Here is a 14,746-nt window from a genome sequence, read left to right on the forward strand (position 1 = left end):
TACGGATGTCCGTCGGCCGGCAGCCGATCGACGGCCGATTCGGGGGTCGTTATGATCCGACCGTGCCGAATGTCTCCTTGAAGGACGTAGCCGCCCGGGCCGGAGTGAGCTTCCAGACCGTCAGCAAGGCGCTCAACGACTCCGGCAGGGTCTCCGCCGAGACCCGGCGCCGGGTGCGGGAGGCCGCGGACGAACTGGGCTACGTGCCGAACGTTCTCGCACGCGGCCTGCAGACCCGGGTGACGGGCACCATCGGCGTGCTCAACTCCGACTTCAGCAACACGGTCCTCGCGCAGCACCTGGTCGGCATCGAGCGCGAGGCCCGCCGACGCGGCCTCGGCGTGCTCATCAGCAGCGTCGACGCCACCGGCTCCGACGCCGAGCGTGCCCTGCGCGTGCTCACCGAACGGCGCGTCGACGGCATCATCTGCAACGCCCCCGCCGTCGAGGACGACCCGCGCACGGGCACCCTCCTGCGCTCCGGCCGCATCCCGGCCGTGTCCCTGCACCACATCGACGGCGGCGGCATCCCCGTGGTGCACGGCGACAACCGCGAGTCCGCCCGGCTGCCGATGCGCCACCTGCTGACGCTGGGACACCGGCGCATCGGCGTCATCGCGGGGCTGCGCGCACGCCGCGTCACCCGCGAGCGCCTCGACACGTACGCGGAGGTCCTCGGCGAACACGGCATCGCCCTGCCGCCCGAGCTGGTGGAGGAGGGCGACTGGGAGGTCGAGGGCGGCCACCGTGCGGCACACCGGCTGCTGGACCGTATACCCGGACTCACCGCCCTCGTCGCGCAGAACGACACGATGGCGGTCGGCGCGCTCAACGCACTGTACGAACGCGGCCTGCGGGTGCCCGAGGACTGCTCGGTCGTCGGCTGCGACGACCTGCACTTCGCGGCGCGCACGATCCCCCCGCTGACCACGGTGCGGCTGCCCTTCCACCGCGCGGGGGAGACCGCGCTGGGGCTGCTCGCCGAACAGATGGAGACGGGCGCGGCGGCCGACCGGACCATGCCGGTGGCCATGGTGTACCGCGCGTCGTCGCGGGCCGTCGTCCCGGTCTGAACACGCGCGCCTCGCCGGCCCCAACGCCCGTGCTCCGGCCATGTCCCGGCTCGGTGTGGCGCTGTCAGCCCTCGACGAGGCCGGCGTCGTTGTGGGGGAACTGCCGGTCGCCGCGGAGGTCCCGCGGGCGCGCACGGGTCAGCCGCGGCCCGGGATGGGTGACGGCGGGACTGCCGGTCGTCGTCGGTGGCCTCCCTTCGCTCGGCGGGGAGACGGGGTGGCGGTACGGCTCATCGGTTCACCAGTGGCCGTCGCGGGGCTGGGTGCGGTCCTGCACGGCGACGAGCACGTCCATCAGATACGCCTCAAGACCGGCGCGCAGTTCGCGGCGGCCGGGGTCGTGCCAGAGGTTCGTCATCTCGCGCGGGTCGGCGGCCAGGTCGTACAGCTCACCGTTGCGGGCACGCCCGGAGACGGGGGCGCCGTGGTGCACGACCAGCTTGTGCACCCCGGTACGCAGCATGGTGGCGTGGCACGGGTCCGCGTACGGGTGGCCGGAGTCCCGGTACTCGCACAGGGCCCAGTCGCGCACGCCGTCCGCCTCGCCCCTGGCCGTCGGCAGCAGGCTGGTGCCCTGGGCGCGCGGCAGCGGCGGGATGCCGGCGGCGTCGGTGAGGGTCGCGTTGAGGTCGATCCACTGGACCAGCCCGGCGCGGCGCTCGCCGGCCGGCAGCCCGGCGGGCCAGCGCATGACGAGCGGGACGCGGACCGCGCCCTCGTAGAACATCGGGCCCTTCAGCAGCAGCCCGTGGTCGCCGAGGTTCTCGCCGTGGTCGCTGGTGAAGACGACCAGGGTGTCCTCGGCGAGCCCGGCCTCGTCGAGGGCGGCGAGGATGCGGCCGACCTCGTCGTCGATCAGGGCGATCATCGCGTAGTAGTTGTGGACGATGTCGCGGATTCCGGCTTCGTCGTAGTCCTGGAAGCCGGGCAGGTGGCCCGCGTAGCTCTTGACCGACGCCTCGGTGAGCACGGCCGGGCGGTCGGCCAGGTCGGCGGGCGAGCCGACGGGGGAGGGAAGCGCGGCGGGGTCGAAGCGGTCCAGGTACTCCGGCGGCGCGACGAAGTCGTGGTGCGGGTCGTAGAAGTTGACCCAGGCGAAGAAGGGCTTGTCCGGCTCGCGGCCGGTGCGCAGGTAGTCGATGGCCTCCTCGGCGGCCCAGTGGCTGTAGTGGGCCTCGGTCGGCATGTCGTCGAAGCTGCCGGTGCCCTGCTCGGCCGCCGCGTACAGGGCGGGGTGCTCGCGCCGCAGCCACTGGTGGTAGGCGTTCCGGGGCGAGGGGTGGCGGGGGTCGTGGGAGTGCCGGTAGACGCGGTAGCCGTCGTCCTGGCGTATCTCGTCACGGCCGCCGAAGCAGGACGACAGGTGCTGCTTGCCGAAGAGAGCGCAGTCGTAACCGGAGTCCGCGAGGTTCTTCATGAACAGCCGGTTGCCCTCGGGCAGCGCGACCCCGTTGGCGTGCAGGCCGTGGGCGGCGACGTAGCGGCCGGTCATGAGGGAGGCGCGCGACGGCGCGCAGACCGGGTTCTGCACGTAGCAGTTGTCGAACACCACCCCGCTCTCGGCGAGGGCGTCCAGCACCGGGGTGCGGGCGTGCGCGTTGCCGTAGGCGCCGAGGGTGTCGTAGCGCTGCTGATCGGTGCAGATGAAGAGAATGTTGGGGCGACGCTGGGGCGTGCCGTGCATGCGGTTCCGACCTCCGGGATCTGGCGAGCGCGAACGTTCGCTCACTGTCGATCGCACCGGACACCCCTGTCAAGAACCCGCGGCCGACGTCCGGCCCGTCCCCGGCGATGCGGCGACACGACGCCGTCATGCCGGCGGTCTCAACGCCTGTCGGCATCAGGCCCGAACGCACGCCATGACCTGACCGCCGCCTGCGCGGCGGCGTAGTCCGGGCGGTTGCTGGTCGCTTACGGCGCTGCCCGTTGAACCGCCGACAGATGACTCCCGTTGTGCCCCTCGATGCCGATGATCACCGTTCTGACGCCCGTGCATGAAGGCAGGTACGACATGCGCGAACTGCATGAGTGCCTCCGCGGGCAGACACTCCCCGCCGGCTGGCAGCTTGAGTGGGTGGTACAGGAGGACGGACGGACGGGGAAGCCGTTGGACGCTCTCCCGGACGCGCCGTGGATCTCGAAGGGTGCCGGCCGCTGGGGTGGAGCCGCCCAGGCCCGCATGCTGGGGCTGGCGCGCGCCACCGGAACGCTGCTGCGCTGCGTCGACTCCGACGACCTGCTGCCGGATCAGGAGACCCTTGCCCGCGATATCGAGGTCCTGGAGGCCGACCCCTGCTATGGCTGGACGGTTGCCCCGTGCCTCGATCTGCACACCGATGGCCGCCTGGAGCCTGGTCCGTACGACCCCAGCCCCGGGCCGCTGCCGGAGCGGGCACTGCTCGACGGTGCCAAGCGCGGTGAACTGCCGGTCATGGGGACCACGCTGACCGCCCGCACGGACCTTGTGCGTCTCGTCGGCGGCTGGCCGGCCATCCCGGCCTTCGAGGACGCCGCCGTCGCCCTGTTCTGCGAGGCGGTCAGCAGGGGGTGGATGCAGGCCAGGCCGGGCGAGGTGTATCGCAAGCACCCCGGCCAGCACACCGTCACCGCGGCCTACCACGACGAAGAGGAGAAGATACTCCGCCAGAAGATCGCCATCGATCGTGCCGAAGCACTGCACGCCTCCGGCTGGCGCTGGTCGCCGGCTGCGTCACACCTCACCAAGCAGCTGACCGGGACCCAAAGCCCCCGCCTGCCTGGCAGATCAGACAGTGGCAGGAGGAGGAGCGGCAGGAGATGGACGGCCTCGAATCCGTGATGTGGCTGGGTGGCCCGCCGGGGGCAGGCAAGTCCACCGTTGCCCGGTTGCTCGCCCGGCGTCGTGGGCTGCGTTGGTACAACGCCGACGCTCACACCTGGGACCACCGCGACCGGGCGATCACCGCAGGATGTCCGGCCGCTATTCGGTACGAGGAGATGTCGATCCCGGATCGCTGGTCGGCGCCCCTGGCGGATCGGCTCGCGATGTCCTTGCACGACATACGCGGCCACATGGTCCTGGACGACGTCCGTGCATTGCCCCCTGCACCACTGACGATCGCCGAGGGCACTCCGATCACCCCGCAGGTGGCAAGAGGCCCGGCCCTGTGGCTCGTCCCGACTCCACAACTGCAGCGTGACCGCCTGAATGAGCGTGACCTGCTTCCCGGGGTACGGGATCTGTACGAGCATCTGGGGGACGAGATCGCGGCGGAGGTGGAGCAGTTCGGCGGCCGGACCGTGGTGGTCGACGCCTCATGCAGCGTGGAGGAAGTCGTCGCGGAGGTCGAGGACCACTTCGCCGAGCTGCTCGCTCATGGGCCGGTGGCAACCGGCCGGGCGGAGCGACAGCAGCTACTCCGTTACGCCAACCGCGCCTTCGTCGCTCAGTACCAGACCTTCTTCACCCGATCCTGGGCACGGGCGCTCGGGAGCACCTCGGATGTCGTGCTGTCCTTCTCCTGCGAGTGCGCACGGGACGGCTGCGAGGAGCAGGTCGACCTTGCCGTGGCCGACTTCCCCGTACCCCCGGACGACACGTCCCCTCCGCTCCTGGCTGCGGACCACAGCCCTCCTTGAAGAGGGCGTGCCGGCGGCTGCGAGATCGCCCAGGCGGCGGGCAGCACCGGGACATCTCTGCGGATCGGGTCCGCGCGCCTCCGGGGCGCTGCTGGCAGCAGGGCATCGGCGGCACCCTCAGGGCCTCGCCGTCCGTGCCGTCGCTGGAGGAGGTCAAGGTCGGGCTGCAGATCGTGAAGGGCCGCCTGTCGTCGTCTCGCGAGGCCGGCGGGCGGCACACCCTCAATCTCGGTTCGGCGCGATGTCATCTCCGATTGGCTCAGAGTTCAGCAGGCTCACGATGTGCCTGGTGTCTGCCACGGGATTCCATGGCGAAGAGATAGCGGAACGGACAGGAGTAGAAAATGCCGAAAGCCTCTGCGGGGCCGTCGCCGGCCGAACCCTCAGGCGAATCCACAGAACCGCAGAACTCGCCCCTACTTCCCTTCGGTCCTCTGGTACTCAGCTCGGCGTCTGGTGTGCCTGATCGCATCAAAAAGCATGAGCGCGGCGACGATCAGCGCATCCGCGTCAACCCCTTGTTGATATCACTCGACGACATTCCCCTCGACTGGATTCTCAAGGGGCGGGAAGGTGCGGTCTGGCAGTACTCGGCCGTATTCCGTCCCGATGGCCCGGAGAAGCCGGAAACCGCGCGCTGGCAGATCATGCTGGGCAGCGAAGAGCCCCTCACGATCATTCCCGAGGAATCAGCTGCGGCACACGCCTCCCGCCAGCCGACGGGCGGCGCGCAGACCACAGGGGCTCCCGGTCAGTCCGCCTCCGCCTCGGCACCCGCTCCCGCCGCCTCCCGCACGCGCCCGGCGGCGCACACACGCGAGGAGTCCAAACGCCGGCGATGAAAGCGCGCGGCCGTTGACCACCAGCTCGCGGTTGGTGTCGATGGCGTCAACCGCGACGTCGTCGGTCCTAGCGGAACCACAGGTCCTGGAGGAGCGCGTCACTCACGGCCAGTCATGATCGCGGATTCGGTGACCCTGCGTGGCTCCAGCATGGAAAGTGATCCAGAGCCACTTTTCAGCCACCGCCGACACCCCGCCCATCATCTCATCCTCGGCCTCTGCCCTGCGACCGGCCCGACGACCGCCGTGAGAGGGGTACCCCCGGTGTGGACGAGTCCGAAGTTACGGTACCGACCGTATTTGGCGGGCGGGACGTTGCCTGAAGCACGGCGGCGGCTTCGGCTTGCCAATCACCGGTCCCAGGCGAGGAGATTGCGGCGGTCTGCGGCAGGTGCCCGTGATGCCCCTCGGGCGACGGTGCGCGCTGCGAGGTGCCATCCGCTGGCTGCGGCATTGATGATGTGCTCGGACCGCGATCCGGAGCGAGTTCCCCGGCAGCTTCTCCGACCGGTTGCGGAACAGCTCGGCTACCCGCGGGCACAAGCTCGCTGTACGGCGGTGCGGCAGCATACGGCGGTGGATCTGATGCCCCTACGCGCGACAGCTCGCGCCGCCTACGTTCATCGAATTCAAACTGCTGGCGCGCCAAACCTATCCGCAGAGCCTCCGCGTTCGGCGACCAGGCCGCACGGCTGCGCACCTGCTCGCACCGCTCGCGGAACGCCTCCGCCGCCTGGATCTCCCGTGCCAGCACCTGCGCTACCGTCTGGTTCCCCGCTTCCAGTGAATAGTTCAGCGGCTCCCCCCTCTCCCGGTAGAGTTCCCCGGCTTCAGCCCACACCCTTTCAGCCGCCTGCCAGACGTCCCTTAGCGGATACCGCCGCACGGCCCGTTCGCTCTGGTGCAGCCACCAGTCCTGCATCCGCTGCCGTGGTGGCATATGCCCTCGCTCTCATCGCGAAATGAATCCGTGTGCCTCGGCAGTGCGGGCCAGCCGCGAGGCCTGCCCGACCGGCACTCTCCTGTGCCTCTTACACGGAACCGGAGCAGAAGGGGTTCACCTCGCGGCGGGCTGTGAGACGTCGGGCTCGGGACGAGGGAGATCCGGTCGGGTGCGGGTTTGCGGTCGTGCGGGGCTCGCCCGGCTCACGCAGCGGCGGATCTCCCGCGCAGGGCCAGAGGGCGCTGCCTCCGCGCGGCTGCACCGTGGCGGCGGCAGGGGGCGGGAACCCGCCGGCGCCCCCGGGGTGAACCGTCCGGACTCCGGCATCGTGGTGTTCTTCCGCAAGCCAACCACCCGCCTGCGAAGGGATCATCCCGGTATGCCGCATACACCCCCCCTTAGGTTCCTTGAGGAAGGGCGAGCGTTCTCAGAAGAACCTCCAGGAACCCCCTCCGACGGTCCCTCCAGTCCTGTCTCCGATCGATCCGCCCTGGGCTTACAGCAGGGCGGAAACCTCCCCACCGTCCTACCCGCCGGATCCAGCGACGGGACGGTGGACGTCAGGAAGGCGGGTAGGCGGGCACTTGAGCATGAACAGGGGATCACGTTGGCTGTGAAGATCGCCGCTCATGTGCTCCAGTCGGCGGGCAAGATAACCCACGCTGTCTCAGACCAAAAGGCACTGGGGAAGGGGATGGTGACGGCCGGTGAAACTCTGAACGTTCTCGTGAAAGTGCCGGACGTGCGCAGATACATGAGCTCCTACACCCAGACCGGCAACTGGAAGGACTTGGGGTTGGCAGGAGCCCAGGTGGTCACCGGCTTGGCGCAAGGCGCGCTCATCACGACCGGATACGCGACGATGTCCGAGGAAACGAGGCTCGCAGTTCAGGCATCCTTGCAGACATGGAGCGCCTTCATCGACACGCTGGCGACGGGCCCCTCGACTCTTGAGACTCAGAAGGCTCACGGGGATGCTCGCAGACTCTTCTACCCACTCGGAAACCGGAACATCGAGACCTCGACGCGAGCAGAGAACCCCGTCTTCGGCGCCATGACCCCCCTCCCGGCGCCCTCGTCCGGAGAATCAACCTCGGCAGGCACGCAGCAGGCGTCCGCTCCGCTCGCGGAGGCGGCGCGTGAGCTGCGGCGGGCAGAAACGGCGACCTCGATAGCAATCCGCGCGCGCCCGCCGTTGCTTCGAAGCAGGACCGGGGTGACTGTGAGTGGCCGGGCGCCGGCGGCGCCGAGCGGGAACGGGGGCGGCAGCGCCGGTAACGGAATGGGCGCCGGTGGGTACGGGCCGCCTGCCGCGTCAAGTGGCCCCAGTTCGGCCAGTTCACGCAGGGGAAGGGGTGGGGGGTGGCGCTGATCCCGACGGCGTAGCGACCACCTCTGTACATGCTCCGCCCGGTTATCCACTCGGGCAGGGAAGCGCGTACGCCGGCCTGTCGCAGACAGGCCGGCGTACGCGCCCCGGCCGGCTCCCGCCCGGCCGCCGCACTCACGGTGCAGTCGACCGCGCAACGAACCCGGGATGGCGTCCCGCCGGGTGCCATGGTGTTACACCCGGCGGGACGCGACCTGCGCCGGACTCGCCGTGACCCCGGTGCGGTCACGGCGAGTCCGTTTTCGGCACCGGCCCCGGGCGCAGACGGTTCTGTTCCCGGGGCCGGCTTGGGGCGGGTCAGCCGGCGTTGCGGTAGATGGTGCCGCTGGTGTTCGGGGTGGCGCCGTCGTACAGGCCGGTCGGGCTGGTCTCCGTGGAGAGGGCGAACCACGCGTAGCGTTTCACGAAGGGCAGGACCTCCATCACCTCGGTCGACGTCTCGACGAACCGGTTCTGCTCCTCCTCGCTCGGGTAGCGGGGGGTGCCCTCGGTGAAGTCGATGAGGGCGTACTCGGTCAGCCAGATCGGCTTCTTGTACCGGTCGTGGATGCGCTGCAGGTAGTAGGCAAGCTGGTAGCTGGCGCGATAGCTGAAGTCGGAGCCGTACCAGTGCACCGGGATGAAGTCGACACGCAGGCCGCGCTCCTCGGCTCCCTTCATGAAACGGTCCAGCCAGGCGCCGGGCTTGTCGGCATCGGTGGCGACCGCCGGGGCTCCCAGGCGCAGGCCGGTCTTCTCCAACTGGGGCCACAGGTCGAGCGCCTGCTCCACCGTCATGTTGGCCTGCCCGGGCAGGTCGGGTTCGTTGAAGGCGAGGAGGTTCTTGCCCTCCCGGGTGGCATTGCTCAGCTCGGTTTCGTTGACCGAGCCGGGACCCCAGATCGTCGGGACGTACTCGACGCCCTTGGGCCTCGCGACTCCGTTGCTGGAGGAGGTCCAGTTGTGGTACCAGGACACGCCGGAGTCGGTCAGCGCCTGGGGGGTGCCGTCGACGGGGTTGAGGGCGGCGCCCTTGAGGGGCGTGGTCCGGCCCTTCGGAGCATCGGGGCGCTTCGGCGCATTGGGCTTGGTCTTGTCACCGGTGCCGGAGTCGTCGCCGGTGCCGGAGTCCCCGCCGGTGTCGGAGCCCCCGCCGGTGCCGGATCCGTGGAAGGCGACGGTCATGCCGGTGCAGTTGCTGCACTGCCGCATGACCTGGTTGCCCCGCTGGTGGTCGAGCTTGGACCACCCGTACGCCATGGGGCACCGTTCGAGGAGCGCGTCGCTGTAGGCGGTCTCCCTGTCCTTGTCCTCGTGCGGGTTGACGCACAACAGCGGCTTGCCCGCCGCGTCCTTGGTCAGGTTCTCGGGCGGGCAGACGGAGAGGAGGTCGACGTTGCAGCCCACCGCGGCGCACTCGCCGCCGTCCGCGGGCGGCGGCACGCCGTCCGGGGTGATGGTGATGGGCACCGAGACGGCGTCGACGTAGCTGACGTTGTACCAGGGCGCCGCCGCGTCGGCCGTGTCGAAGTTGAACTCGGCGAGGCTGACGGGCTGTGCCCCGCGGTCGCAGCGGTCGGCGTACGGCCCGCAGTCGCCGACGGCGCAGTGGAACGTGCTGCCTTCCTCGCCGGTGCAGCCCTGGCGGGCGAAGAACCTGCCGCGCCAGTGCCCGGCGCCGGAGCGCTCGGGGACGGTGACGGTGGCGGACTGGCCCGGGTCCAGCGTCGGCAATCCGGTGATCGGGGTCGAACCGTCGTCGGTGCTGGCCACGCTGCCGACCCAGATGCGTTCGCCTGTGTCGTTCACGAAGGTGACGGTGTGCTCGGCGTCACCGGTGGCCGCGGCGTCGACGATGCGGTCCTCACGGTCGCCGGGAGGGTCTTGGAAGGCCGCCGCGGCCACGGCCGACGCGCCGACGACGACCAGCAAGAATGCGAACAGAAGTGATCGATATGATCGAGGTGGTTTCACGCGCATGGAACGTGCCTCTCGAGTGGGGGCCTGCGTCGGATCGTTGATCGTGGATCGCCTGCGCACCCACGACGTATGCGCGCAGCGGTCGGTTCAACAGGCGTGCGGGTTCGGCGCTTTGGTCATTCGCGCAGCAGCCCCGCTGGCCGAGACGCCACATTTTTTTCGGCGAGTGAATCGGGGATCCGACTTCGGCAACGAGGTGTCATGCGGCGCACAGCCGCGCACGGTGGATACGTGCGGGATGGAATAGCGCCGGCGGGCGTTGCCGGAAAGGGGGGTCTCCCTCCTCCTTTCGGCGCCCGGGCCACCGCCGGTCAGTGAACCGTATGCGGCGCCGGGGCGTGGTGGGTGTGCGCCAGGCGGAAGCTGTCGAGAGAAAGCGGGACGGCCATGTCCACCGAGACCTCCGAGGTGTCCGAAGTGGAGGGGGACGCCGTTCCCCCGGAGAAGTCGGGTACCGAATCGGAAAGCACCGAGCCGCGGGAGCTTCCTCTCGCCCCACCGCACTTCATCCTCTACATGACGGGGCCCGAGTACGCGCAGAACCTGCGACAGTTGACCCTGTGGACCCACCATGTGCTGCTGCCGGTCTACGGCAGGGAGGTCACCTCCGCGGCCCCGTGGTGCTCCCGCTGGTGGGAGCACCCGGAAGCGATCGCTCAGCTCCACGGGCTGTGGCTCGCCTGGGGCGAGCTGACCGGACCCGGTTCCGGGATGTGCGGGCCCGCGAACTGGCACCGCGACTACCTGGGCCCCGTGATGACCACGCTGCGGGACCCGATGGGCCCCTTCGCCGGCTGCAAGCCAGGTGCCCACCGCGACAAGGAGATTCCCCAGGTCGACGCCGCCGACCCGTTCGGCCCGCCGCCGGGGCCGCAGCCCTCCCCGGCCTGACGGAGACATCACGGAAGCGGAGAGCGGGATGTGCGCGCCGGGCGCACATCCCGCTCCCGGGCGCTGTTCCCTCTGACTCAGTGCGCGAAGAAGCTCCACTGCTGGTCGTTCACGGCGGTGCATCCGAAGAGGGTGATCTTGGTGTGCGGGCGCTGCTGGCCCGTCCTGGCTGAGTCGAGGCACATGTCTGCGCTTTTCTGGTTGCGGATCGAGTAGGTGCCGTTCGGGCGACGGTTGAGCCACCAGCGCTGGTTGTCCTCGTCGGTGTCGACGCAGTCGTCGACACCGATCACCGAGCCCACCTGGCCCGGGCCCTCGCCGGGCACGTCCAGGCAGCGGCCGGATGCGACGTTACGGACCAGGTACAGGTCGGCCCCGTGGGTGCCGGCCCTCTCGTCGACCAGGTCCAGGACCCACTGCTGGTTGTCGTCGCCCGACGGCTCACAGGCGGCGTCCTGTGCCCTGGTCTCCGGTGCGCTCTCGCCGGTGCCGGGAAGGTCCACGCACAGGCCGTACTTCATGTTCCTGATCAGGACCTCGTCCTTGGGGACGCCGGGATCCGCGCCGGTAACCGGGCCCGCCGTCTCGTCCTTTGTCTCCTTCGACGCCGGGTTCTTCGAGCCGGCCGCCGAGTCCGACAGGGAAGGCGAGGAGGTGCTCGAGAACGTGGGATCGGATGCTCCGGGGTTGAGCTGTGTCGTCGGCCTCCCGTCCGGCTCCCGGGTGGCCCCGGCGGACTGGTTCAGCTCTTCGCCGCCTCCCGAACTGCCCAGTGCTATCAGCGGTATGAGGATGACGGCCGCCACCACGACACCCGCCGCCCCTACGAACGCCGGCCGCTTGAGCAGCCCGGTCGGCCGGTACTCGTCGTCCGACTGGTTCCGCTGCCCCCGGCGGCCGGAATCCCGCCCAGGGTCCTCGCCGGGCCCCGGGAGGGGAGCGGGAGGGGACGCAAGCGCCGGTGGCACGGGCTGCGGCTGCCGGCCCCGCTCGTCACCCACCCCGGGGAAGTCGGGGAAGTCGGGGACCTCGTTGTCGAAGCCGGGGGCCTCGGCGTCGAAGCCGGGGGCATCCTCGACGGGGCCGGGGGGAGCGGGGTACCCGCCGGATCCGGCGGGCCCGGGCACGTCGTCCTCGTCCGCCTCGTGCCCGTGCTGCTCCAGCAGTCTGCTGGAGCCGTCCGGCGCCACCTCGACAACCGCGACGTAACCGGCGGCCGGATCCGAAATCGTCGCGGTCACCGCGGAGCCCCGGCTACGGGCATAGCCGTGGAGGGTGTCCAGGATCGCGACGTCGACCGGTTCGTCTCCCACCGCCGGCACGGGCACCCCGTCGATCTCGGCGGACCCGTCATCGGAAATGATCACAGCGATCGGAGACGACGGCTCACCCGGCTCCCCACCGAACACCGCCTTATCGAGATCCACCGGATCCCCGGGCCCGGCAGACCCGCCCACCCCACCCGGCTCGCCCGGCTCTTCACCCACGCTCATGACCACCCCTTTCCTCGCGCTCTTCCTGGCGTTGCCGACCGCGCAACCCCGGCCCCGGGCCCACCGCGGTCCGCGCGCGGCCCGGTCACGGACACGACGTCACAACGGTCCTCGCACACCGCAACGGGCCCCACCGGCAAACAGTTCAGCTCCTCCGGCGAAAAGCAGTGAACCGACTCCTCACCCCAGCCGTTGCCCACTGCGACGGCGGTCCCCGGGGTTCCCTCGAGCCTCGCGGTGGCCGCCCGGCCCTGTCGGCCACACGACGGCGTGTGCGGTCGGCAGGGCACTCCCTTTTCCTCCCTCTTCGAGGCGGTGGGGAGAGGTTGGAGCCGGCGGTCGGGCGGCCTCGGGGAGTGTGTGGTTACGGGACGGCCGGCCCGGTTCACGGGGCGGGGTGCGGCGGCGGTGCCCGGGGTCGGCCGGGACGTCCGCGCTGTAGCCGGCGTCGTCGGGGTTGACGTGAGTGCCCGGCGTCACGACACGATCGATGTGATCCAGCACGGCGGGTTCCAGGGTGGTGTCCGCGGCGCTCAAGGTTGTGCAGGTGCCCGGCGGTGCGAGGGCCGATGATCGCCGCGGTGACTATGGGGTTGCTCCGCGTGGACGCAGGGCGGCTTCAAGTGACCGGTAGGGGCGGGCTATCCGAGACGACTGTGCAGGCGCAGATCAGCAGCAGGCCGACCAGGGGATACCACCGCCCGCGACGCGAACGCGGGTCGGGTACGCGCTGGAGGTGGGCGCGCAGGCGGCCGGTGTCGTGCTGGTGAAGGGGGCCCAGTTTCGCCAGGACGGCAGGGACCAGGGAGGAAGGAGCGGCAGGCACGGGACCTCGATGTGATCAGCTGGCGTAGACACCCTGATGATCACCGGTCTCGTGCCTGTGCTGCTGCGTCAACTCCCGCTGGACGCGGACGATCTACGCGACCCCGGAACTTCCAGCCGCCCCGCCGGTCACGCCGCACTGTCGACCTCTCAACCCCGTCTCCACGGACCCCTTGAACAGACCAAGGTCACGAGTTCAGAGAATCCGCCACCGTATCCTCCTCGGATAGCCGCGACGCTCCGTCACCACCGGAAGTGAGACAGGGCCCGTCTATTGGACACTCCCGTCAGGACCGACGCGCCCCCCTGGACTGCTTGTCCGACGCTACGTCCTTCTTGCCGGCGGCGGTTGGACCGGACTCCGGACCGGAAGCCGCGCCCGAACTCATATCGCTCTGCGCCCTCGGCACGTTGTCTCGTACGAAGTCGGCGAAGCGATAGCCGGGGCCGGTGCCGGAAGTGCGGGATTCCGCGTGCTCACTGCGATCGGGCTGCGCGCTCGGCAGCGTGGATCGTATGAGATCGGCCAAGTTGTAGCCGGGGCCGGTGCCATCAGATGCACCCACGCCCCGCCGCATGTCCCTCAGATCAGCCTGAGAAGGAGCCGATGAATCGGTGCTTGGACGCTGAGCAAGAAGCGCAGAACTACGCACAAGATCAGCCAAGTTATACGTATTCGCCGGAGAATGCCCGTCAGCGGAGCCTTGGTGAGGCTGAGAGTCTGGCTGCGAGCCGGAATCCCTCTGCCCGGGGTTCGGTGCCATTATCCGTCCTTTGCTTGAAGCGGTGCAGTTCAGGCCGGCAACCGGCTGGGAGTGCGCGAGGCGAGGAACAGGTGGGAACGGACGAGCGGGTGCGGCAGCGGTGTGGCGACACCGGCCTTCACACCGGAATCGCACATGATGCTGGGCGAGCCTCTCCCCGGCCAGCCGTCTCCCCTGGCCACCCTCACAGGGCTCCACAACGGAGGAAGCACCGAAACAGTTCAACCTCACGGCGGGGCGGCTGGAAGTTCCGGGGTCGCGTAGATCGTCCGCGTCCAGCGGGAGTTGACGCAGCAGCACAGGCACGAGACCGGTGATCATCAGGGTGTCTACGCCAGCTGATCACATCGAGGTCCCGTGCCTGCCGCTCCTTCCTCTCTGGTCCCTGCCGTCCTGGCGAAACTGGGCCCCCTTCACCAGCACGACACCGGCCGCCTGCGCGCCCACCTCCAGCGCGTACCCGACCCGCGTTCGCGTCGCGGGCGGTGGTATCCCCTGGTCGGCCTGCTGCTGATCTGCGCCTGCGCAGTCGTCTCCGGCGCCCGGACCATCACCGAGATCACCGAGCCGGGGACAGCGCGCCACCACCACGGTGCTGGAACGCCTCGGCATCCGCCGCCACCTGCCCGGACGCCGGCGCGCTCCGTCGTCCACACCGGCAGCGCGCCGCGGGCAATAGCCGCTCTGCGGAACCCGGCCATCGGCAGGCTACGGCTGCTCGGAGCGGACAACATCGCCAAGACCACCCGAGCGATCCGGGACGCACCCGAACACGCCATCCGGATCTGGGGCATCACCGACAGCCCGCCCCTACCGGACACTTGAAGCCGCCCTGCGTCCACGGGAATGACGATTCCGGGACGTGTGAGAGGGTGCACCCCCCAAGGCCGCCCGGTCGGCGGGAACCTGGCGGGTATGGACGCTCTCATCGAGGCCGCCGGACCGCGG

The 14,746-nt window shown here is 70.0% G+C and carries 9 protein-coding genes; 6 read left to right on the forward strand and 3 right to left on the reverse strand.

The window, feature by feature from the left end:
- The first annotated feature begins 62 nt into the window (after positions 1-62).
- Entirely contained in the window at positions 63-1,073 is a 1,011-nt protein-coding gene (locus OG946_RS24520; protein ID WP_326798164.1) for a LacI family DNA-binding transcriptional regulator, read from the forward strand.
- A 238-nt stretch (positions 1,074-1,311) separates the two neighbouring features.
- On the opposite strand, the gene OG946_RS24525 is transcribed toward OG946_RS24520, so the two are convergent.
- Positions 1,312-2,757: a sulfatase family protein gene (locus OG946_RS24525; RefSeq protein WP_326798165.1), complete on the reverse strand. Its 1,446-nt coding sequence runs from the start codon at positions 2,755-2,757 to the stop codon at positions 1,312-1,314.
- A 279-nt stretch (positions 2,758-3,036) separates the two neighbouring features.
- Here OG946_RS24525 and OG946_RS24530 point away from each other — a divergent pair, with 279 nt between their 5' ends.
- The 3 genes from OG946_RS24530 (at position 3,037) to OG946_RS24540 (ending at position 5,533) form a co-directional block, all read left to right on the forward strand.
- A complete protein-coding gene (locus OG946_RS24530; protein ID WP_326798166.1) occupies positions 3,037-3,891 on the forward strand; it encodes a glycosyltransferase in 855 nt (284 codons plus the stop codon).
- Entirely contained in the window at positions 3,870-4,691 is an 822-nt protein-coding gene (locus OG946_RS24535) for a hypothetical protein (protein WP_326798167.1), read from the forward strand. Before OG946_RS24530 ends, OG946_RS24535 begins: the two co-directional genes overlap by 22 nt.
- A gap of 458 nt (positions 4,692-5,149) precedes the next feature.
- Positions 5,150-5,533, forward strand: coding sequence for a hypothetical protein (locus tag OG946_RS24540; protein ID WP_326798168.1), 384 nt, complete (start codon positions 5,150-5,152; stop codon positions 5,531-5,533).
- Between the two features lie 2,630 nt (positions 5,534-8,163).
- On the opposite strand, the gene OG946_RS24545 is transcribed toward OG946_RS24540, so the two are convergent.
- On the reverse strand, positions 8,164-9,777 hold the full coding sequence (locus OG946_RS24545; protein WP_326798169.1) for a glycosyl hydrolase: 1,614 nt from the start codon (positions 9,775-9,777) through the stop codon (positions 8,164-8,166).
- A gap of 564 nt (positions 9,778-10,341) precedes the next feature.
- On the opposite strand from OG946_RS24545, the gene OG946_RS24550 reads away from it, so the two are divergent.
- The gene (locus tag OG946_RS24550; RefSeq protein WP_326800358.1) at positions 10,342-10,716 is read left to right on the forward strand and encodes a DUF4913 domain-containing protein; all 375 of its coding nucleotides are present in this window, start codon (positions 10,342-10,344) and stop codon (positions 10,714-10,716) included.
- A 77-nt stretch (positions 10,717-10,793) separates the two neighbouring features.
- Here OG946_RS24550 and OG946_RS24555 read toward each other — a convergent pair whose 3' ends face one another.
- Entirely contained in the window at positions 10,794-12,083 is a 1,290-nt protein-coding gene (locus OG946_RS24555) for an RICIN domain-containing protein (protein WP_326798170.1), read from the reverse strand.
- A gap of 2,072 nt (positions 12,084-14,155) precedes the next feature.
- On the opposite strand from OG946_RS24555, the gene OG946_RS24560 reads away from it, so the two are divergent.
- Positions 14,156-14,623 (forward strand): transposase family protein, encoded by a 468-nt coding sequence (locus OG946_RS24560; RefSeq protein ID WP_326798171.1) that lies wholly within the window; start codon positions 14,156-14,158, stop codon positions 14,621-14,623.
- Positions 14,624-14,746: the final 123 nt, after the last annotated feature.

The organism is Streptomyces sp. NBC_01808 (assembly GCF_035917395.1).
GTDB lineage: Bacteria > Actinomycetota > Actinomycetes > Streptomycetales > Streptomycetaceae > Streptomyces.

Bases quoted from the DNA above. Each gene is read 5' to 3' on its own strand.
- OG946_RS24525 (WP_326798165.1), bottom strand. From the start codon at position 2,757: ATGCACGGCACGCCCCAGCGTCGCCCCAACATTCTCTTCATCTGCACC.
- OG946_RS24550 (WP_326800358.1), top strand. From the start codon at position 10,342: ATGACGGGGCCCGAGTACGCGCAGAACCTGCGACAGTTGACCCTGTGG.
- OG946_RS24530 (WP_326798166.1), top strand. From the start codon at position 3,037: ATGCCGATGATCACCGTTCTGACGCCCGTGCATGAAGGCAGGTACGAC.
- OG946_RS24535 (WP_326798167.1), top strand. From the start codon at position 3,870: ATGGACGGCCTCGAATCCGTGATGTGGCTGGGTGGCCCGCCGGGGGCA.